Genomic DNA, 23,001 nt, shown 5'->3' on the forward strand with positions numbered 1-23,001 from the left:
CTCTGAAAATTGAGAGCGACCAAATAAACCGCATAATTAATAAGCCATTTTTATAGCCGCTAAGATATTAAAGGATGTGTCAAAGATGCATACCCCGATCGGGGTAAAACCTGTAGCAGGATCAAAAGAGTGGCGGGAAGCGTGGCAAAAACGGGCTTTTGCTCACATTTCAAATGGTTATAAACATATTTATATAGCGATTAATTCACCAGAGATATTTCTGCTGGTTTGCTCCCTCATCAGAATTTAACACTAAAAGAGCAGGTAAAATTGTCTGAATGTTCTTTAAGTTATTCATAAAGCAAATTAATAAATCTGATGAATATGTTAACCTTCAGCGACATCATCGGTGAAAACCTATAAATGAAGAAGGAAAGCAAAAAAATGAAGACCATTCTACCTGCAGTATTGTTTGCCGCTTTCGCTACCACTTCCGCCTGGGCGGCAGAAAGCGTCCAGCCACTGGAAAAAATCGCGCCTTATCCACAAGCTGAAAAAGGGATGAAGCGTCAGGTGATTCAGTTAACCCCGCAAGAAGATGAATCTACCCTGAAAGTAGAACTGTTAATCGGTCAGACGCTGGAAGTCGATTGCAATTTGCATCGTCTCGGCGGGAAGCTGGAAAGCAAAACGCTGGAAGGCTGGGGCTATGATTATTATGTCTTTGATAAAGTTAGCTCGCCGGTTTCCACGATGATGGCCTGCCCGGATGGCAAGAAAGAGAAGAAATTTGTCACCGCGTATCTGGGCGATGCTGGAATGCTGCGTTACAACAGCAAGCTGCCGATCGTGGTGTATACGCCAGACAATGTAGATGTGAAGTACCGCGTCTGGAAGGCGGAAGAGAAAATTGACAACGCGGTAGTTCGCTAAAATGCTGTGAAGTGCGGCACCCCGTAGGCCGAATAAGGCGGTCACGCCGCATCCGACATCTAACGCCCGAGCCGGTGCCTGATGCGACGCTGGCGCGTCTTATCAGCATACGCCACATCCGGCATACCATGCCGGATGTGGCACATCATTACAACGCAATATCCGCCACTTCTTTTTGAACGGGTTGCGGTTTCAACTGCGGTTTTGGCGTACTATCTGCTGCCTGCGGCTTGTCGTATTTCAGCCCCAGCACTTCGCTGGTGTACTGCAACTCGCGTTCTGTTGCCGCTACATCACCGTTCAGCTTGCGTCCATAAGACGGAACGATCGCTTTCAACGTAGCCTGCCATTGCGGGCTGGAAACGCGATCGCCAAATACTTTTTCCAGCAGATCCAACATAATCGGCGCGGCGGTTGACGCCCCTGGCGATGCCCCCAGCAGCGCGGCAATGGTCCCTTGCTGGTCACTGACCACTTCAGTACCCAGACGCAGTACGCCACCTTTCTCGGCATCACGCTTGATAATCTGCACGCGCTGCCCCGCTTGCCACAAACGCCAGTCCTCTTTTTTTGCCTGCGGATAGTACTCTTTCAACGCTTCAAAACGATCCTCTTCACTCAACATCACCTGACTCACCAGATATTTCACCAGATCGAAATTATCCAGCCCGACGTGCATCATCGGCATCACGTTAGAGGTGGTGGTGGAACTCATCAGATCCCACAATGAACCGTTTTTGAGGAATTTGGTTGAGAAGGTGGCAAATGGCCCAAACAGCACTACGCGTTTACCGTCCAGAACGCGGGTATCGATATGCGGAACCGACATCGGTGGTGCGCCAACGGATGCTTTACCGTAAACCTTCGCCAGATGGTGATTAACCACGTCCGGGTTTTCCGAAACAAGGAACTGTCCGCCCACCGGGAAACCGGCGTAGTCTTTCGCTTCCGGAATCCCCGATTCCTGTAATAGCTTCAGCGCCGCACCGCCCGCGCCGATAAAGACAAATTTGGCGCGGATGTTCTGTGCAGTGCCGTTTTTCAGATCGGCAACGGTAACGGTCCAGGTGTTATCGTCATTACGCTTTAGGGCGCGGACTTCGCTGCTGAGTTGCAGCGAGAAGTTAGATTTCTTCTGCAAGGAAGCAATTAACTGGCGGGTGATCTCGCCGTAGTTCACATCGGTACCAATTTCCGTACGCGTGGCTGCCACTTTCTGTTGCGGATCGCGCCCTTCCATCACTAACGGTGCCCACTCTTTGATCTGCGCGTGATCTTCAGAGTAACGCATACCGCGAAACAGCGAGCTTTGTTGCAACGCGGCGTAACGGGCGCGCAGGAAATTAACGTTATCCTCGCCCCAGACAAAGCTCATATGCGGAACGGTATTGATAAATGAACGCGGAGTACGCAGCACGCCGCGCTCAACCTGGTGCGCCCAGAACTGGCGGGAAATCTGAAATGCTTCGTTAATGGCGACTGCTTTTTCAATACTGATGCTGCCATCGGCGTTTTGCGGGGTGTAGTTCAGTTCCATCAGTGCAGAATGCCCGGTTCCGGCGTTATTCCAGCCGTTCGAACTCTCCTGCGCGACACCCTCCAGGCGCTCCACCATGGTCATCGACCATTCAGGCTCCAGCTCGCGTAAATAGGTCCCCAACGTGGCGCTCATAATGCCGCCGCCAATCAACAGTACATCAGTTTCCTGCTCCTCGGACGCTTTCGCTTTTGCCGCCATCGAAACGGCATTAAGCCCCACGGCCATCGAGAAGAGCATGGCAGTCACTTTTTTCATCTTGTTAATGCCTTACTTTTAGTCGCTTTATTGCAGGTGAGATTTGCGCGGCATCAACGGTAACACTTAAGTAACAACATTTAAATAATGTTTATAAATTATATTCTAATTTTAGAAACATTATAATTTCGTTGATTAATTATAGGGTTATTAGAAATGAAGGGATTTTTAGCATATTGACCTGACGGCAGCAGTCCGCCAGGTCAGCGTCGTAATATTATGCCGTCCGGGCAACGGCATCACGCGAAGCGGCATCGCGCTCTTCGCCCGTCAGCTCGCTAAGTTGCCCATTGCGCATTTCCAGCAGGCGGTCGGCGTGGATAAAGTAATGATCATCATGACTGATAGCGAAAATAGTTTTACCCATCTCCTGCATCAGCGGCAGCAACACCTGATAAAACTCACGACGGAAGTGTGGATCCTGATCCGCCGCCCATTCATCCAGCAGGATAATATCGCGTTCTTCTGCCAGCGCCAGCAACAGCGCCACGCGTTTTTTCTGCCCTTTTGATAACTTCAGGTTAACAATACGCCCGTTGCTTAACTCAAGCTTATGAGCCATTTTCAGCTGCGCCAGCCACTTCTCAACCAGTTGCGGGTTAGCGGGTTTACCCTCCGGCCCCAGCAGTTGATCAAACAGCCAGACATCGGTAAACACTGCCGAAAACAGTTTGCGATAATCTTCCGGTTGTTCGCCACTGACAGGTTTGCCATCCAGCAAGATTTCGCCGCTTTGTGGCTGGTACAAGCCCGTCAGCAACATCGCCAGCGTCGATTTTCCACTACCGTTGCCACCAATCAGAAACAGCAGCTCGCCACGTTTAATGGTGAGGTTAATCGGCCCAACGGAAAACGCGTTATCCTGATAGCTAAACGTCACGTTACGCAGCTCCAGCGTTTGCCAGTTGGGAAAAGCCTGCGGGCGCGGAAACTCAGCTTTGAAAGGCGCGAGCGCGAATTTGTTCAGCTTGTTAAACGCCACCTGCGCCGTCAGCAGCGTCGGCAATGCGCCAACCGCCGAAAGCAGCGGCGTACGCAGGAATAACAGCGTCAACGAATAGGTCGCAGCAACGTTGGTATCAGCCCAACCGAGACTGTTCGCCATCCAGAACACCAGGCCGATAGCGCCCAGCATCATGATGTTTGACCAGTTCACGGCGCTAAGATGGAAGGTGTCTGCGCGGATAATATGATGGCGATACTCTTGCGCATCGGGGATGTAGAGGTTGTTAAACACATACTCGGCGCGTTCCCGGTTCAGAGTCAGCTCTTTGCGCCCTTCGAGTACGGTTTGAAAATCCGTGTACAGCTTGTCTTCGGTTTCACGCAGGGTCGCCATATGTTTGTACACCCGCGCCACCAGTACAAAACCACCCCAGATGGTGATCGCCATCCAGATAGCCGTTACCAGCAACATTTTGCCCGACAGCATCCACAGATACGCCGCGGAACCGATAGTGAGAATGATCCCCTGCACCAGTTCCGGAAGACGCACAAAAGCAATGGTGATATTGCGCACATCGCTGGTTAATCCCGCCAGCAACGAGGCGCTACCGAGTTGTTCAATGCGCTCGACGTGGGTATCCAGAATCCGCTTGATAAATTCACTACGCAGTCGGTAAACGAAGTGATGCCCCAAAGTGGTGAGCGCCAGTTGCGATCCGAGAGTGACTGCCATCAACAGCAGTAATAATCCAAGAAACTCCGGCAACACCAGCAGACTGGTATCCGCCGTTTCGATAAGGCGCTGATTGATAAAAGCAATTAAGCCAATGCCTAATGCCGCACTGGCGAGGCTTAGCGCCATCACACTGATAAATGGCCAGCGATACTGCCGCCAGACAAGTACAAGAAGTTCCATGCAGAAAACCCGGACAATGAATTACAGCCCGCAGTTTAAACATCTTCGCGCGCACAGCAATAATAATTCTTATTTTTATTCTTTTTTACCTGCCTGACGGAATGTCAGGTTGTAGCGGCAGTCGGTGGTGAGTGGATGAAACCCCGCTTTCAACGGTTGAATACCGTGATAAAACAGCCGCGATTCACCGCCCCATACCACCACATCGCCATGTTCCAACAACAAACGTTTGAGCGGATCATTACGTTTCAGGCCACCAAATTGAAAAATCGCGGGTAAGCCCAGAGAAACAGAAACAATTGGCGCGCGCAGATCCGGTTCGTCTTTATCCTGATGCAGCGACAGTTTCGCGCCAGGAGCGTAGCGGTTGATAAGACAAGCATCTGGCTGGAAATCTGGATAGCCCGCCGCCGTAGCCGCACGTTGACATAAATTATGAAAACTCTGTGGCATGGCGGGCCACGGTTTATTTGTTTGCGGATCAATGGGCGAATAGAGATAACCTTGCCGATGGCTCGTCCAGCCCAGATGCCCACAGTTGGTCATCGCCACCGACATGGTATATCCCCCGGGGGTGACCATCTGGCGAAACGGCGACTGGCTGGCAACGTTATTAATATCGCGGATCAGTTGCTCCGCAGCGTTAAAAGCAAAACGGTGCAAAATTACCGCTCCAGCCGCCAGTGGCTCTTGCCACGGTTCAGCATCGGCAAACAGATCCAACATTACCTCTCCTCATTTTCAGCTTCGCGGCGCAGCAGTTGCGCTTTACGCGACACGCCCCAGCGGTAACCGGAAAGTGTGCCATCACCACGGACCACCCGATGACAGGGTATTATGATAGCCAGCTTGTTGGCGGCACAGGCGCTGGCAACGGCCCGTACCGCTTTCGGTTTGCCGATGGCGTTAGCCAGTTGCTGATAACTGACGGTTTCACCGCAAGGTATCGTGCGCAGTGCCTGCCAGACTTGTTGCTGAAAAGCAGTGCCGCGAATGTCCAGCGGTAACGTCAGCGGCGTATCGCGTTGATTGAGGCTGGCGATCACTTCACGCACATGTTGCTGAAACATCAGATCGGCAGGCGCGTTGTCGGCAGCGGGAAACATCTGCTGCAACTCGCTGATTAGTGTCGCGTCATCATCGCCCAGTAATATCGCGCAAATCCCCCGCTCGCTTTCTGCCACCAGGCAACGCCCCAGCGCACAATCAGCCAGCGCGTAACGCACCGCCAGATTTTCGCCACCGTGACGGAATTGTTTAGCCGTCATGCCCAGCGTTTCATCGGCTTTGCGGTAGTAACTGCTGCTGTCGGGGAATCCGGCGTTAAGAATAGACGTCGTCACGCTCTCCCCTTTCGCCAGCGATTCGCGCAAACGGCGAGCGCGCCAGGCCTGTTGCCAGGCTTTAGGCGTCATTCCGGTAGTCGCTTTAAACAACCGATGCAGATGGAACGGACTCATCGCCACCTGATCGGCTAAGGCTTCCAACGTTACAGGCGTTTCCTGTTCCAGCAGTCGACACGCGTGGGTGATTTTATCCAACCGATGTTGCTGGGCATTGGCTTTATCAGGTTGGCAGCGTTTGCAGGGGCGAAATCCGGCGGCGAGTGCCTCGCAGGCATTTGCGTAGAAGGAGACATTTTCCCGCAAGGCATGTCTGGCGCGGCAAGACGGACGGCAAAAGATGCCTGTGGTGCGCACGGCGAAAACGAATTCGCTGTCGGCATTCGGGTCGCGGGCTAAGACAGATTGCCAGCGTTGATCGTCAGTTAAGCATGTGGCGTTTTTCATAATCAGCTCCCTGGTTAAGGATAGCCTTTAGTCTGCCCGGTCACCATCACGCAAAAACCAGCAATCTTGCGCTTTAATTTTTTTCGCTGACAAGGAAGCTTTTAAACTGTGGTGACATCCAGGTTTTAAAGCTATCGCCTTCTTTGGTGATCATATAAACCGCCAGCCCTTCCCGGCGAACAACCTCTTTGGCTTTCTCCGGCCCGAGTACCATCAAGCCAGTATCCCAGGCATCGGCTTCCAGCGCCGTCGGAGCAATCACCGTCACGGATACCAGATTGTGTTCGATGGGACGCCCGGTTTGCGGATCGATAACATGAGAAAGACGTTTGCCGTCCAGTTCGTAATAGTTACGGTAACTGCCAGAGGTGCTAATACCATGACCGTTGATATCCACCACAGCCTGAACCGCGTTTTCTTTATCGGTTGGTTTTTGAATCGCTACCCGCCACGGCAGGCCTTCACCGTTCATACCACGGCTGTTCAGCGCGCCGCCCACCGACACCAGATAGCGGGAAATCCCTTCCTGCTCCATCAAGCGTGCCAGGTGATCCGCCGCATAACCTTCACCGACGGTGGAGAGATCGACATATAAATCCGGTAGGTCTTTTTGCAGATATTGCTGATGCGACTGATTAATGACCGTCAGGTGCTGTAAGCCGGTTTTGGCTTTCATCGCATCGATCTGTTCCTGGCTCGGAATTTGAACCGGCTGTTGTTCCGGGCCAAAGCCCCACAGATTCACCAGCGGCCCGACGGTTATATCCATCGCACCATCGGTCCTTGCGCCAATGCGCAGCGAGGTGGTGACGATATCGGCCATCGCTTCACTTACCGGCCACGGCGATAAACTTTGCGAATCGTTAAAGCGCATCAGCGCGGAATCTTTTTTATAGGTCGAAAGCAGCTGATCGTCGGCGTCCAGCTGGGTCTGAATCTTTTCTTTAAGTTCGGCACTGCGTTTGGCGTCAATGCCCGGGATGCTGGCACGCCAGAAGGTACCCATAGTTTTGCCTTCAAGAACGGTAACTTCAGTAGCGTGGGTTTTGGCGGTTTGTGGTTTTTGATCGCAACCAACAAAGAAGAGCGCGGCAGCCAGCAGTGCCACGCGGGTAAAGCTTATTTCCATACGTGATTATCCTCATGCGAACGGTCGCAAGAGTACACCAAAAAACTGTGTTTGTACGCTGAAAACAATGAAAAAAGGGCCCGCAGGCCCTTTGTTCGATATCAATCGAGATTAGAACTGGTAAACCAGACCCAGAGCTACGATGTTATCAGTGTTGATGCCAGCGTCACGAGTGAACTGGTTGTCGTCCAGCAGGTTGATTTTGTAGTCAACATAGGTGGACATGTTTTTGTTGAAGTAGTAGGTCGCACCAACATCAACATATTTCAGGATATCTTCGTCGTCGTAGCCACGACCCAGGTTTTTACCTTTAGACTGCAGGTAAGCCAGGGACGGACGCAGACCAAAGTCGAACTGGTACTGAGCAACAGCTTCGAAGTTCTGTGCTTTGTTCGCCCAACCCAGGGAACCTACGCGAGTTGCGTTGTAGGTCTGGGTGTACTGAGCAGCCAGGTAGATGTTGTTAGCGTCGTATTTCAGACCACCAGTGTAGGTTTCAGCACGGTCGCCGTTACCGATGTACAGCGGGCTGTTCTGATCATCAGTACGTTTGGAGCTGGAAACTGCAGCACCGATACCGAAGCCTTCGTAATCATAAGTGATAGATCCGCCAACGCCGTCGCCGTTCTGACGCAGTGCTTCACGACCGTTGTTAGTCATGCCTTCGCCGCTTACGCTACCGTTTTTGCCCTGGTACTGAACAGCAAAGTTCAGGCCGTCAACCAGACCGAAGAAGTCAGTGTTACGGTAGGTCGCGAAACCGTTACCACGCTGCTGCATGAAGTTGTCAGAACCGTAAGTGTCGCCACCGAATTCTGGCAGTACGTCGGTCCAGGAAGTTACGTCGTAAACAACGCCGTAGTTACGACCGTAGTCGAAAGAACCTACATCCTGGAATTTCAGACCTGCGAATGCCACACGGGTCCAGGAGTTGTTTTCGTTTTCAGCGCTGTTGCCCTGGATCTGATATTCCCACTGGCCGTAACCGGTCAGCTGGTCAGTAACCTGAGTTTCACCTTTGAAGCCAAGACGCATGTAGGTCTGGTCGCCATCTACATCTTTGTTGTCAGAGAAATAGTGCAGGCCGTCTACTTTACCGTACAGATCTAATTTGTTGCCGTCTTTGTTGTAAACTTCAGCAGCGTTTGCTGCGCCTGCTACCAGCAGAGCTGGGACCAGGAGGGACAGTACTTTAACTTTCATGTTATTAACCCTCTGTTATATGCCTTTATTTGCTTTTTTATGCCACTGCATACTGATTAACCCTCATTAATCAGTCGGCAAGTCCATTCTCCCCAAAAATGCAGAATAATCCAACACGAATATGATACTAAAACTTTTAAGATGTTTCATTTATCGCTATAGATGTTTCAAAATGTAAATGCAAGGGAACTTTTTAAGATTATTGCGGAATGGCGAAATAAGCACCTAACATCAAGCAATAATAATTCAAGGTTAAAATCAATAACTTATTCTTAAGTATTTGACAGCACTGAATGTCAAAACAAAACCTTCACTCGCAACTAGAATAACTCCCGCTATCATCATTAACTTTATTTATTACCGTCATTCATTTCTGAATGTCTGTTTACCCCTATTTCAACCGGATGCCTCGCATTCGGTTTTTTTTACCCTTCTTTACACACTTTTCATTATTCTGTGCTACCACAGAAAAACTATAACGCTTGTTAACTATTTCACAAATAATTAACATCCGCATAATTTCCAGCAATCTTTGTTTATTTGCAATTATTTTTGTTGGGCTTTTTGTAGGTTATTTGTACAGCAAAATGGCGCTTGTACATCTATTTCCCCCAATGCAGGATGATAAATATCACGGGAGAATAGAGAATCATCAATCAGGTAAGAGTCTGGAATTTCACACTGTACCCTTTATACTGCCCTATCACTTCGCGAAGTTTTAACAGGTCATAAACACGAATGCGTCAGAAAGAGACAACGGCCACGACCCGCTTTTCACTCCTACCGGGGAGCATTACCCGCTTCTTTTTACTGTTGATCATTGTGTTACTGGTGACGATGGGTGTAATGGTACAAAGCGCCGTTAACGCCTGGCTGAAAGATAAAAGTTACCAGATTGTCGACATTACCCATGCTATCCAAAAGCGCGTCGATAACTGGCGTTACGTGACCTGGCAGATCTACGACAACATTGCCGCGACGACCTCCCCCTCCTCCGGCGAAGGTTTACAAGAGACGCGCCTGAAACAGGATGTCTACTATCTGGAGAAACCACGCCGCAAAACGGAAGCGTTAATCTTTGGCTCTCACGACAACTCAACGCTTGAGATGACTCAGCGGATGTCCACTTATCTGGATACATTGTGGGGCGCAGAAAATGTACCGTGGTCGATGTATTACCTGAATGGTCAGGATAACAGTCTGGTGCTGATCTCAACCCTACCCCTTAAAGATCTCACCTCCGGATTTAAAGAATCGACCGTCAGCGACATTGTTGATTCACGTCGTGCAGAGATGTTGCAACAGGCCAACGCCCTCGATGAACGCGAAAGCTTTTCTAACATGCGCCGCCTGGCCTGGCAGAACGGTCATTACTTTACCTTGCGTACTACCTTTAACCAGCCAGGACATCTGGCAACGGTCGTGGCTTTTGATCTGCCGATTAATGATTTGATCCCACCGGGTATGCCGCTGGACAGTTTCCGCCTTGAGCCAGACGCGACGGCAACGGGAAACAATGATAATGAGAAAGAAGGGACGGATAGCGTCAGTATCCACTTTAACAGTACGAAGATTGAAATCTCCTCGGCACTCAACTCTACCGATATGCGCCTGGTCTGGCAGGTTCCTTATGGCACCTTATTGCTGGATACGTTGCAAAACATTCTGCTGCCACTGCTGCTGAACATCGGTTTGCTGGCGCTGGCGTTATTTGGCTATACCACATTCCGCCATTTCTCCAGCCGCAGTACAGAAAGTCTACCCAGCACGGCGGTCAATAACGAATTGCGCATTTTACGGGCAATTAATGAAGAGATAGTCTCACTGCTGCCGCTCGGCCTGCTGGTTCACGATCAGGAATCGAACCGCACTGTCATAAGTAACAAAATTGCCGATCATTTGCTGCCGCATTTGAATCTGCAAAACATCACCACCATGGCGGAACAGCATCAGGGGATTATTCAGGCGACGATCAATAACGAGCTGTATGAGATCCGCATGTTCCGCAGCCAGGTCGCGCCGCGCACACAAATTTTCATTATTCGCGATCAGGATCGCGAAGTGCTGGTAAACAAGAAACTCAAGCAGGCGCAGCGTCTGTATGAGAAAAACCAGCAGGGCCGGATGACCTTTATGAAAAACATTGGCGATGCGCTGAAAGAACCTGCACAGTCCCTGGCGGAGAGCGCGGCTAAACTCAACGCCCCGGAAAGCAAACAACTGGCGAATCAGGCAGATGTGCTGGTGCGGCTGGTTGATGAAATACAGTTAGCGAACATGCTTGCGGATGATAGCTGGAAAAGTGAGACGGTGCTGTTCTCCGTGCAGGATTTAATTGATGAAGTTGTGCCTTCAGTGTTGCCTGCCATCAAGCGTAAAGGTCTGCAACTGCTGATTAACAATCATCTGAAAGCACACGATATGCGCCGCGGCGATCGCGATGCCTTACGACGTATTTTGCTGCTACTGATGCAATATGCCGTGACCTCAACGCAATTGGGAAAAATCACCCTTGAGGTTGATCAGGATGAGTCCTCTGAAGACCGCCTGACATTCCGCATTCTGGACACCGGAGAAGGCGTAAGTATTCATGAAATGGATAATTTGCACTTCCCGTTTATCAACCAGACCCAAAACGATCGCTATGGCAAGGCGGACCCGCTGGCATTCTGGCTGAGCGATCAACTGGCGCGTAAACTGGGCGGTCATTTAAACATCAAAACGCGGGATGGGCTTGGTACACGCTACTCTGTGCATATCAAAATGCTCGCCGCTGACCCGGAAGTTGAAGAGGAAGAAGAGCGTTTACTGGATGATGTCTGCGTAATGGTGGATGTTACTTCGGCAGAAATTCGGAATATTGTCACTCGCCAGTTAGAAAATTGGGGTGCAACCTGTATCACACCCGATGAAAGATTAATTAGTCAAGATTATGATATCTTTTTAACGGATAATCCGTCTAATCTTACTGCCTCTGGCTTGCTTTTAAGCGATGATGAGTCTGGCGTACGGGAAATTGGGCCTGGTCAATTGTGCGTCAACTTCAATATGAGCAACGCTATGCAGGAAGCGGTCTTACAATTAATTGAAGTGCAACTGGCGCAGGAAGAGGTGACAGAATCGCCTCTGGGCGGAGATGAAAATGCGCAACTCCATGCCAGCGGCTATTATGCGCTCTTTGTAGACACAGTACCGGATGATGTTAAGAGGCTGTATACTGAAGCAGCAACCAGTGACTTTGCTGCGTTAGCCCAAACGGCTCATCGTCTTAAAGGCGTATTTGCCATGCTAAATCTGGTACCCGGCAAGCAGTTATGTGAAACGCTGGAACATCTGATTCGTGAGAAGGATGTTCCAGGAATAGAAAAATACATCAGCGACATTGACAGTTATGTCAAGAGCTTGCTGTAGCAAGGTAGCCTATTACATGAACAATATGAACGTAATTATTGCCGATGACCATCCGATAGTCTTGTTCGGTATTCGCAAATCACTTGAGCAAATTGAGTGGGTGAATGTTGTCGGCGAATTTGAAGACTCTACAGCACTGATCAACAACCTGCCGAAACTGGATGCGCATGTGTTGATTACCGATCTCTCCATGCCTGGCGATAAGTACGGCGATGGCATTACCTTAATCAAGTACATCAAGCGCCATTTCCCAAGCCTGTCGATTATTGTTCTGACCATGAACAACAACCCGGCGATTCTTAGTGCGGTATTGGATCTGGATATCGAAGGGATCGTGCTGAAACAAGGTGCACCGACCGATCTGCCGAAAGCTCTCGCCGCGCTGCAGAAAGGGAAGAAATTTACCCCGGAAAGCGTTTCTCGCCTGTTGGAAAAAATCAGTGCTGGTGGTTACGGTGACAAGCGTCTCTCGCCAAAAGAGAGTGAAGTTCTGCGCCTGTTTGCGGAAGGCTTCCTGGTGACCGAGATCGCTAAAAAGCTGAACCGCAGTATTAAAACCATCAGTAGCCAGAAGAAATCTGCGATGATGAAGCTGGGTGTCGAGAACGATATCGCCCTGCTGAATTATCTCTCTTCTGTGACGTTAAGTCCGGCAGATAAAGACTAATCACCTGTAGGCCAGATAAGACGCGTTAGTGTCTTATCTGGCATTTGCACTGAATGCCGGATGCGGCGTAAACGCCTTATCCGGCCTACGATTCCCATTATTTCAACAGATTACATTAAAGTAGGCCAGATAAGACGCGTCAGCGTCGCATCTGGCATTTGCACTGAATGCCAGATGCGACATAAACACCTTATCCGTCCTACGATTCCCGCGATTTCCTGACCCTCTCGGCATATACCGTCAGCGTCTGTTTTATCACATCCAGCGTTACCGGCTTCGACAGGCAGCTGTCCATACCGGACTCCAGACACCGCTGCTTCTCTTCAGCCAACGCATTAGCAGTTACTCCGATTACCGGCAACGTCAGTCCCAACTGACGAATGCGTTGCGTCAAGCGGTAACCATCCATATTTGGCATGTTGACGTCGCTAAGCACGATATCAATATGATTCTTGCTAAGTACATTAAGCGCATCGACACCATCATTCGCGGTTTTACATTGATAGCCCAACGATCCCAACTGATCTGCCAGCAGACGTCGGTTAATCGGATGATCATCCACGACCAGAATCATCATATCGTCATTATCGCTGACCGCTTTGTCCGTCGACGGCAGAGCGTTAGCAGGATCGTCGCTCTCCATCTCGATCAAATAAATACGCGCCAACAATGCCGGTAGCTCATGCGGGGCAGCCACACTGTGTACCCACTCCCCTGGCGCTTTCTCCAGCGGAATACCAATATGGCGACGACAGAAGGTCACTACCGCTCTACCCTGCCATTTTTTACTCACTACCTCGTCAGTAATTAACACATCTTCGGGAGTCGGTTCCTGCCCTTCGTATGTTGTAACGACGATGCCGCTGCGCTGCAAACTGGTTTCCAGGAACTGACAGAGCGACGCATTGCGGACCGCCAGCCAGCAGCGTTTACCACTCAACCCTTCCACGCCTTTTTTCTGCGGGTACTGAGCGCCGTACAACGGAATACGCACGGTAAACTGGCTGCCCATTCCCGGTTCTGAATCTACCGAGATATCGCCGTCCATCATGCTGATCAGTTTTTCACAAATCGCCAGACCCAGACCGGTCCCCTGGAAGTTTCGCTGTACGCCCGTTCCGACCTGGAAGAAGGGATCAAACAAGCGCACCACTTCTTTCGCCGGAATCCCCACGCCGGTATCGCGAACACGGATAGAGAGATAATCGCCATCAGCGCGGACATGCAAAACTATACAGCCGGTATCGGTGAATTTTATGGCGTTACTCAACAGGTTGGAGATGACCTGCTGTAAACGCATCGGGTCGCCATTTAAGGCCACTGGCACATCCGGTTCAATAAAGCAGTACAAGCCTAACTGCTTGCGTACCACCAGCGGTAAATAGTTGGCGGTGATGTGGTTCATCACTTCACGCGGTGAAAACTCACGCGGTTCGATCTTCAACTGTTCCGATTCAATCTTCGAGAAATCGAGAATATCGCTGATAATTTTCAACAACAGGCTGGAAGAGTTGTTCATTGCCGTCACCAGCCGATCGACGCCTTTCGGTAACTCTTTGGTTTGCAACAGATCCAGGTTACCGATAATGCCATACAGCGGCGTTCGCAGCTCATGACTGACGGTGGCAAGGAACATCGATTTTGACTGGCTCGCCTGTTCCGCTGCTTGTGCCATCTCCTGCAACGACTCTTCCATCTTCACGCGCGAAGAAACATCCACCAGCACACAAATGGCCACGTTTTCATTACGATAGCGCGAATGGACGAAGCTGATTTGCAGATTGGTATTGTTGCTGGTCAGGACATCAACAAAATTGACCTGCTGCCCACAGATAATTTGCGTCAGTCGTTGGCGGTCCTCATGCGTAAGCATATTGAGATAGGTATGCGCCAGTTCGTTACTTAAAATATTGACGCCATCAGCGGTACGCAAAATGCAGATACCCACTGGCGCGGAGGCGACAATCTTGCGATTGAACTGCTCATGTTCTTCCAGTCGCAGGGCGTCGCTTTCCGCCGGAATGAAAATACGTCGCTCGTACATCCGTGCGAGAGTAAACAATGCAGCTCCGGCAAGCACATTCAGCAAAATTGCGTTAAGGATCAACATGCGAATGCGTTCCAGCACCTTATCAACCGGCACCGAATACACGATGCTTAGCGATGAGGGTGGCAGATTTTTCTTCAGCACCAGCTCCCGGAACCCTTCCGTATAGCCAAACCAGGAGCGTTCCTGCATCCAGCGAGGATCGCCCTTAATTTTACTTTCTGGTCCGGTAAGCGAAATCAGGGTATGACCATTTTCATCAAGAATGGTAACCCCCATCGGCAACGTACCCGGTAAGAAAAAGTTCTCCATCCGGATGGTCTGCTCGACACCCAAAAGCGCCTGCAACCGGTTCGCCAGATAAACTGGCGTCAACGCGTAAAAATACCCGACGCCAGGGCGCGGACCTTCGCTGATCCAGTAGAGGTTACTGCCGCTATCATCTTGTGGTGCATTTCGATATTTATTGATGCGTTCATGCAAAGCTTTCAACGCGGTATCGCGTTCCACTGGCATATCACGCAGACCGAAATTGGCCATGCAGAGGTTATCACTGCCGATTAAAAATACCCGGTTGAGATCGTAAGCCGCAGAAAAATTATCGCGCCAGTAGCGCATAAACCACGCCAATGACTCCAGAGAACCTCGCCAGGTGTTACTCATTGCGGAACAATCGGAGTCGGCAAACAGCGGTTCAAACGCAGGCACATCCGCCTGCGTTTCTCGTCCACGCGGGGAAAGCACACCGTTTTCTGCCGATAAGCGATTTTCGGCGATGTACTTCAGCTCTTTCATCACATCAGAGGTGCGTTGAATAAAGCGCTGAGCCTGATCGGAACTCAGATTAAATTCCTGACGAATTTCCGATTCTCGCTGATGTAACGCATTAACGATGTAAAAAACGGATGAAAAAGCAATCAACAGCCAGAGCACTAACGCCAATGCTCTGAACATGTAGCGCGAGGCTTTCAGGGTTGTACGAAAAGAAGCAAGGTATTTCAAAGGGGCGAAGCTCCGCCTCAGGTGACCGATGGAGTGTGGTTAAGGTAGCGGTAAAAGCGTGTTACCGCAATGTTCTGTCACCATTGCAATAATGCGTATCGCTTAGAAACCATTGCCTTAACCAGGAAAGCCGGAGTAGATGGACAGTTCTCAGTACGAAAAATAAGAAATGACCAATCTGCCGACGCTTGTTAATGGTTATATCCTGGCGTCGGCAGATCGCCCAGCAGTCTTATCTGAAAAAAGAGAGAGCCAGGTTGTGTGAAGGGATGGATCACCAGTCAAAACTTTTCACCAGCGTCAGCTCGCCAGCATTACGCATCGGTACAATAAATGTTTCCTGTTTCTCATTGACCGATCCTTCATCGGTGATCAGCGTCAGTTGGGCGGTCGTCAATTCCGTTTCGCTGCGCCCACCATAGTAGTTGATATACACCTGATAGCGCCCGTGAACTGGTGCTGGCATGGCGAAAATCTCGGGTCCGTACCCCGTCGTGACATCCATATCCAGTGCACCACTGTTTTTCAGCACGGTGTTACCGTACCAGGCGTGTTCGCCATCGGGCGTGACAACATGGAGATCGAGATCGGTATTGTCCGTATCCCACGAGAGAACTAGCCGTAAACGTGCACGAATCGTTCCTGTACCCGGCATTGAGTAAAACTGCATTTTTTGTCGGCTTTGCCCATCCGGGCTGATGACCTGCACGCTGTTGCTGCCTTCAGTGAAAATATAAGGGCGTGCAAATGAACCATCGGATTCAACTCTCTGCGGCATACTGGCACCGTTGACCACCAGCCGGCCCTGCTGAACTTTACCCGCCGCAGCATAATTCTTTATTTTGCCGCGGATCTGCGCTGAGATATTTTGATCATCTGCCATGTTGACGGACGACGCCGGGTAATTGATCGATTGTGAAAAACTGGCATCTTCGCCCTCTGCCGGATGCCAGCCAGAGAGCGGTGCGTCAATCTCGACTTCCTGCACACCTTCACTGTGAGCGACAGGCGAAAGTGCCACCAGTAACAACGGAAGAAAAATCTTTCGCATAGCATTAGTCCATTAATAATTGTCGGGTCAGCGTTTCGATATAGTTCTCATCAAGCCCGGTGGGATAACCATCAAAGGCCAGGTGCAGATACTCATGGGTTAAATCCAGCCGATCCTGAAGCGTAAAGAAGTTACGAATAAACAGCCGTTTCTGCTGCCGATCGGTATAGGGGAAACCTGAGACTAAACGACAGACCGCAAACACGTCTGGTTCGTTGTACCCCGTCTCGCCTTGTAATATACGCCGCCACTGCGGCATTTTTTTCGCCAGCCAGGCTTTCGCTTTGGGTAATAACTGGCAGGTTGAGCGTGGAGCTCCCCAGCGGCTAAGGCTGTTGTCGGGATAAGCAAACGCGAGTATCTGGTCGTAACGCTCCCCCTGCCCCGCCTGGGCCGTGGCTTGCCGCCAGGAAAGTGTCCCTTCGGTAGCGCGACTGCCATGATAATGAACCGGATCGCCTGCATAGATGAGATCCTGCGTCCAGGCGGTCATCGTTCGCGCCCCCGTGGTCGCTGGCGAAGCAGAAACACGCTGCGTGGCGCTGCTGTCGGGGATGGTCAGGCAATCGCCTTCCTGATTGGCGTTTTGCTGTAAAAAAGTGCGAATCGCCACGGTCATGGCTTTCGCTGCCTCAGGGGGCGTACTTTTCGCCTCGCGATCCAGAACTCTGGCAACGTACTCTTCACGATCGAGATGCGACTGCAATTTCAGTTTGCCCTTTTCGCTCAGTAAGGTCGTCTCACCGTGGCTGACAAACGTAATGTGGTTACCATTAGTAAACGTCACACGATAGCGCCCATTAAGTACGCCGGGTTTTACTGCCGTCGTACTCTTTTCCGCTGTGATTTTCTTCAGCGGATAGCGGGCAAACAGCTCCACCTCTACACATTGCCCACTGGCAACCTGCGTCGGCACTGGCAAAACCCGATTAAGCACCGTCGCATAACGGGTTAGTACCGTTTTGCTGGTGCCACTGCCAGTAACCCACAGCGGTGTACCATCGGTTAACCAGCCAGCAAAACCACCCTGGCGGATTTCCTGTTTATCATCGGCAAACCAGCTCCAGGTTTTCACCCGTACCCGACTACCGAGCATGGATGCGACACCGATTTTCGCCTCGTCCAGCACCACATCCAGTAAGACTTCCTGAGCTTTGTTTTGCGCAGGTAACGTCGCTAATGAATCGAGCAGCGATTTAACCGTTACCGAGGTTTCTGGCTTCAGCGTTGTAAGAGACGCTAACCACGCAGGTGCCTGACGCTGTTGCCAGTATTGCCCCCACACATCTGCGCCAATATGCAACCGCTGCGGCGCAAAATAGAGCCCACAGGAACGTACCAGCGCGGTATCGCGCGTTATGCTCTCCCCAGCCTGACAACAATAAACCTCTTCCGGGGAGTTTCCGCGACACTGGTAGGGCTGCTCCGGTTGATGGGTATCCTCCAGCCAGGCGTAAACATACAGTTTCCACAAACTCCCTAACGGCGTGGTGAGCGAGTCAGGTAATGCTGAGACTTTGGTCACGCCTGATGACGACAGCTGATACAGTTGATCGTGCTGCGCACCGCGCAGCACCAGTTGTAACGGCGTCTCCTCCGCAAGCGTTGGCAGAGTAACCAACGCCAATAGCCAGACGATTCTGCGCCAGTTCACTTATTTCACCTGCATCCCGGTCCATTCACTCCCTGCCGCAACACTTTGCTGCGCAGGTGCATAGGAACGCACATAACGAGCAGGAGGCAGAACGAATTGCCCTTTTTGCGAGAAGCGCAGCAAATGGCGGAAAGTGACCGTTCCCGTCAGTTCTTTCACCGGCACCATATAGGCCAGTTCGCCCATTTCATTACGCGCTTTTTCCAGCAATTGCCCCTGCTGTTTCGCGGCGTTGGGTTTATTGACTGAAATGCCCCATGTTGTGCGCTCAACGTCGGCTCCCGGCGGGAGCGGTACTTCCACCTGACCATAGCGCAGAACTGCATCCTGCTCGCTGGTAAGCGTAATTTCATCGAGATACAGCGCATCGCTGTCAATCTCATTGCTGGTCACCGGTTGCAGAATAAAGCTCATCTCTTCTTCACCAGGGATAAGCCGATACAACTGGCGTTCAACGGTCACCGGAATGTTACTTTGTTGAGCCATTTTTGCCGGCTCACGCCAGCGGACCTGCACATTTTGCGGCGATAATTCGTCACCAAAAGAGAGAATGTCCGGCACGCCCTGACCAACCCAACGCCAGTCTTCGCCCCCTCCAGTTAACTTATGTTTAGCCCATGCGCCCGCAGGCGCAGGCAAAACAACTGGAGGCATTGTCGCCATATATTTCGCCAGCCAGTTCATGGCCAGCGCGCGCTCAATAGTGGATTGCTCAGCGGTCAAACCACTTAAAATAGCGGCCGTCTGGGTAGCGTCACCACCGCTATTGAGCAGCACAACCGTGTGCGCCAGCGGCTGATTGCTGTTTGCCGCTTTATCCCACGCATATTGCTGAACCTGTGGCATCACCGTGGACTTCAACTGCGCTTTTTTCAGCAACGTCATGGTTAAGACGTTTGCCACCGCATCTGCCAGTGGAGATTCCGGTGTATCGAGGATCAGGCTGTCATTGATATCGCGGATGTCTTCCTCAGAGAAATCTTCATCTTTAGTTCCGCGCCGGGCGATAGCTTCATCCAACCCTTTCAACAACGTTTTGCACGGCAGATTCATCTCCTGTGCCCACGCCAGCACCAGCGCCCGATGCAATAACGGCATGTTATCTGCCTGCTCCGCGTAGCTGTCGAGCATATGCTGCCAGTATTCCGGTTGTTGCGTTACGCCGATCGCCTGGCTGGCCTGCCAGTCGGCGTACCATGCCCATGCCGTAAGGAAGGCGTCACCATTGCCATCTTCACCCCACCAGGTAAAGCGCGCTCCGGGCCCCGCCAGTTGCATCAGCCGCAGACGGTTATCCTGAATCATCTGACGAATGTCGTTAGCGGCGGCACTTTGATGATCGGCAAGCGAACGCCAGGCGAGACTGAGCGGGATCAGACGGCTACCGGTGTTGATCACGCCACCCCATGGTCCATCGACTAACGCATCAAGATTGTTGCGGAAAATCTCCTGCGGCGTTTCGCTACTTTGTAGCCGGATATTGCTAGCCTGCTCGGGCAACATCAGCGCGTTCTCGCCACCGCCGAGCATGACATTTTTCTGCTGTTCAACGGGCCAGCTGTTATCCACAAAAGACAGTTTTGTGCTAATGCTGTCCTGCACTTGCCCATTTTGTTGCAGTTCTGCGCTTAACAAGCCAGATTGCTGAATGTTCTGCGCCAGCGAAATATAATTCGCCCCTTTGTGCAGCGTCAGCGCCTGGCGCATCTCAGCGCCTGCAAATTTCGTCACCAGCGCCACCGGTTCGTTATCCTGCTGACTGAAGATAAACAGTCCTGCCGCCGGTTTGTCGCCCACGCGATACACCGTTGGCATACTCCACTTCATGTAGAGATTTTTTTCCGAACGCAGATAAGCACGCCCCTGCCCGACCAGCCCGCCGCCGTTCATCCCACGCGCGGTGATACGCCAGCGGGTTAACGAATCAGGCATCAGGAACGTGAAATACGCTTTGCCTTGTTTATCGGTTGTGAGTGACGGCATCCATGCCGCGGTATCCACCTCTTCACGCCGTGGACGTTCAAGCATTTTTACTCGCCGCTCGCTGCGGTTAGTTGCGCCAGGCGCAACCGGCTCGCTGGAGAGCGCCTGGTCGTAGCTGATAAACGACAGACTGGAGCTGGTACGCACATTGTTACGCCCCAGCGGATAGAAAAATTTGCCGATATTCGGCGCGATTTCTGGTTGCAGCGCGTAGATCATTTCATCGACCACGCCTACCGTTAGCTGCGCAGAAACAGGTTTACCTTTCAGCGACGAGGTTAATTCGACATTGACCAGTTCACCAGGCTGGTAATGGGTTTTGTCCGTTTTCACCCGGATATCAAGCTGAGGAACGGCAACTTTGATCCCGGCGTTCTGAAAACTGTACTGACCATTACGGGTATACAGCACCGAAAAAGTGATGTTAGGCGCAAAGGAATTGCTCACTGGAACCCGGGCTTCATACTGGGTATCGTTTAAACGTTGTAGCGTTAGCCAGTTTGCCGGATGCGAAAGCAGCGACTGCTGTTCCACGCGATCGCGTTCCAGCGTCAATAATGCTTCATCAATTGGCTCCGGAAAGGTAATCAGCATCTTCGCGGTTTCGCCTGGCTGGTACAGCGTTTTATCCGCCACGATATCTACCGTACCCGTATGCGCCGTGCTGCCCTTACCGCTGACGGCATAACTTAACCCAGCGAGAATTAAGCCGTCTTTATCGCGTAATGTCAGATTGTAGTTGCCAGGTTTAGCGAAATTGACGGTAAAGGATTTGCCGCCTGACGGTAGCTCTCCGCTATGGCTCGTGCGGTCTTCGAGACGCAACCATTCATACGTAACAGGAACCTGTTTTGAAGATTCCAGCGCGGCATAACGGAACACAACCGACTCGCCGCTATTACTGTATTGTGCGGCAGTACTTAATGAGTAATGCGCCAGACCGCGTTCAATGAGGATCTCTTTGGTGGTGGTGACACGATACGCCGCGCCGTCACTGGCGGAGACGGTTAACAAATAGCGGCTCGGTTTATCGGCGGCGGGGAGATTTAACGCCACATGACCGCTGGCGTCGGACACCGTTTCGCTGCCTTCCAGCGACACGGGAAAACGTCCGGCATAACGCAAATCGTTACCGACCATTGATAATTGCTGAGCGCGCAAACTTAACTGCACGCGGGCATCTTTTACCGGCTCACCATCCGGGTAAAGCAGTTGCAGTTTGCCGCTGACCGCTTCGCCAGTTTTGAACTCTTTTTTGTCGAGAGCTAAACCAATCTCGAAATGTGGCTTGATGTAGTTTGCCACGCGAAAACTGCTGCTATAGACCTGATTGCGGTAAGCAAGACGTAACTCATAACCTCCGGCTACGGCATTTTCTGGCAGGCGGAAACTTCCCTGCCCGCCATTGCGCGCATCCAGCGTGACATTGACGATTTGCAACAGACTGCCGTTGGCGTCCAGCACCGAAAGCTTCGCCGGGGCGCTGACGATGGGGGATGAATGCAACGGATCGTGGAACTCGCGGCCCATCACTTTAACATCGACACGATCGCCTGCGCGATATAGCGGGCGATCGGTAAAGATATACAAGCGGGTGTTGTAGATTTCACTTTCGTAAAAGAAGTTCTCGGAGACAAAAACGCCGCCTTCAGCATCCTTACCCAGAATGTATGAACGTTCTGGCGATATATGTTGTAACTGCAAGGTACCGCTGTCATCGGTCACACCGCGGGTCATCACGCCAAGACCGTCAGTCCACAAGATCTCTGAGCCGGGCTTCGCTTCACCCTGTTTTTTACCCGCGGTCCACACCAGAAGCTCGTTGCCTGACACTTTGCTAAGCGCCACGGTATCGGAAACAAACACCACCGTCGTCGCCCGATACCCACCAACCATCGCCTCGACGAGGTACAGTCCCGGCTCTTGTTGGCCGAGAGGAATATAAATGTTACCCGGCTGCGGCGAGATGAAATTGCTGGATGCGCCTTCCAGTTTTACCCCTTGCTGCGGCTCGACCGGTTTAGCCTGCCATAGTGGATAACGGAACTGTTCCACCAAGGGATATTTTTTCAGCGGGGAAAACTGGTTGTTCTGTACATAACGGGAAGGTTTAATAATGGCATTGCCGAGATGTAATTCGGGTAATGCCTGAGTCACATTCTGCCGTGACTGAGAAGAGAAAGTACGCTGCATTACGCGGCGAGATTTGCCGTACCAGTTATCCCACAGCCAGGTCAGCGTATTGTTCAGCCCGTCGCCCAGATATTGCGGTTGCACCACAATGCGATGCAGGTTTTTCTGCTGGCGCAAAAATGCCATCGGGTCAGGAATACGATACAGGCGAACGTCCACGCCGCCGTACTCTTCCATCTGATAGCGCCGATAATCACGCCCCGGCGCTTCCAGTCGCACTTTCGCCTCTTCACTGCTGCTAAAACTGCTGTCAGCAAGCAAAAAGAATGTTCCCCCGGCGGGCGGCGCATAGTTACTGGAAGGAAGCGAATCATCAGCATTAGCAAGCCCTGTTCCCACAAG

14 protein-coding genes are annotated in these 23,001 nt (G+C 51.4%); 4 read left to right on the forward strand and 10 right to left on the reverse strand.

The window, feature by feature from the left end:
* Positions 1-85 precede the first annotated feature (85 nt).
* Both yojO and eco read left to right on the forward strand, forming a co-directional pair.
* Positions 86-250 (forward strand): protein YojO, encoded by a 165-nt coding sequence (gene yojO, locus FTE26_RS17145; RefSeq protein ID WP_001296837.1) that lies wholly within the window; start codon positions 86-88, stop codon positions 248-250.
* 113 nt (positions 251-363) lie between these two features.
* Entirely contained in the window at positions 364-873 is a 510-nt protein-coding gene (gene eco, locus FTE26_RS17150; protein ID WP_000712252.1) for a serine protease inhibitor ecotin, read from the forward strand.
* A gap of 148 nt (positions 874-1,021) precedes the next feature.
* Here the strand turns inward: eco and mqo are convergent, their stop codons facing one another.
* From mqo to ompC, 6 genes are all read right to left on the reverse strand, one after another.
* Positions 1,022-2,668 carry a malate dehydrogenase (quinone) gene (gene mqo, locus FTE26_RS17155; protein WP_000758074.1) on the reverse strand — a complete coding sequence of 549 codons (1,647 nt, stop codon included), beginning with the start codon at positions 2,666-2,668 and terminating at the stop codon, positions 1,022-1,024.
* Positions 2,669-2,885: 217 nt separating this feature from the next.
* The gene (gene yojI / locus FTE26_RS17160) at positions 2,886-4,529 is read right to left on the reverse strand and encodes a microcin J25 efflux ABC transporter YojI (protein WP_000422188.1); all 1,644 of its coding nucleotides are present in this window, start codon (positions 4,527-4,529) and stop codon (positions 2,886-2,888) included.
* A gap of 75 nt (positions 4,530-4,604) precedes the next feature.
* The gene (alkB, locus tag FTE26_RS17165) at positions 4,605-5,255 is read right to left on the reverse strand and encodes a DNA oxidative demethylase AlkB (protein WP_000884942.1); all 651 of its coding nucleotides are present in this window, start codon (positions 5,253-5,255) and stop codon (positions 4,605-4,607) included.
* Positions 5,255-6,319, reverse strand: a complete 1,065-nt coding sequence (gene ada / locus FTE26_RS17170; RefSeq protein WP_000786385.1) for a bifunctional DNA-binding transcriptional regulator/O6-methylguanine-DNA methyltransferase Ada — start codon at positions 6,317-6,319, stop codon at positions 5,255-5,257. The genes alkB and ada overlap by 1 nt, the downstream gene beginning before the upstream one ends.
* A gap of 73 nt (positions 6,320-6,392) precedes the next feature.
* Positions 6,393-7,448 (reverse strand): FAD:protein FMN transferase ApbE, encoded by a 1,056-nt coding sequence (gene apbE, locus FTE26_RS17175; RefSeq protein ID WP_000406116.1) that lies wholly within the window; start codon positions 7,446-7,448, stop codon positions 6,393-6,395.
* Positions 7,449-7,559: 111 nt separating this feature from the next.
* Positions 7,560-8,651, reverse strand: coding sequence for a porin OmpC (ompC, locus tag FTE26_RS17180; RefSeq protein WP_000865576.1), 1,092 nt, complete (start codon positions 8,649-8,651; stop codon positions 7,560-7,562).
* Positions 8,652-9,389: 738 nt separating this feature from the next.
* Between ompC and rcsD the strand changes: the two genes are divergently transcribed.
* The gene (rcsD, locus tag FTE26_RS17185; RefSeq protein ID WP_001249085.1) at positions 9,390-12,062 is read left to right on the forward strand and encodes a phosphotransferase RcsD; all 2,673 of its coding nucleotides are present in this window, start codon (positions 9,390-9,392) and stop codon (positions 12,060-12,062) included.
* Between the two features lie 16 nt (positions 12,063-12,078).
* Entirely contained in the window at positions 12,079-12,729 is a 651-nt protein-coding gene (rcsB, locus tag FTE26_RS17190; protein ID WP_001061917.1) for a response regulator transcription factor RcsB, read from the forward strand.
* A gap of 199 nt (positions 12,730-12,928) precedes the next feature.
* Here the strand turns inward: rcsB and rcsC are convergent, their stop codons facing one another.
* The 4 genes from rcsC to FTE26_RS17210 form a co-directional block, all read right to left on the reverse strand.
* Positions 12,929-15,778, reverse strand: a complete 2,850-nt coding sequence (gene rcsC, locus FTE26_RS17195) for a two-component system sensor histidine kinase RcsC (RefSeq protein WP_000876014.1) — start codon at positions 15,776-15,778, stop codon at positions 12,929-12,931.
* Positions 15,779-16,052: 274 nt separating this feature from the next.
* The gene (locus tag FTE26_RS17200; RefSeq protein WP_001225866.1) at positions 16,053-16,829 is read right to left on the reverse strand and encodes a YfaP family protein; all 777 of its coding nucleotides are present in this window, start codon (positions 16,827-16,829) and stop codon (positions 16,053-16,055) included.
* 4 nt (positions 16,830-16,833) lie between these two features.
* Positions 16,834-18,483 (reverse strand): YfaQ family protein, encoded by a 1,650-nt coding sequence (locus tag FTE26_RS17205; protein ID WP_001104535.1) that lies wholly within the window; start codon positions 18,481-18,483, stop codon positions 16,834-16,836.
* A complete protein-coding gene (locus FTE26_RS17210; RefSeq protein ID WP_000536513.1) occupies positions 18,484-22,998 on the reverse strand; it encodes an alpha-2-macroglobulin family protein in 4,515 nt (1,504 codons plus the stop codon).
* Positions 22,999-23,001: the final 3 nt, after the last annotated feature.

The organism is Escherichia sp. S10b, from assembly GCF_028421345.1.
Lineage (GTDB): Bacteria > Pseudomonadota > Gammaproteobacteria > Enterobacterales > Enterobacteriaceae > ECMA0423.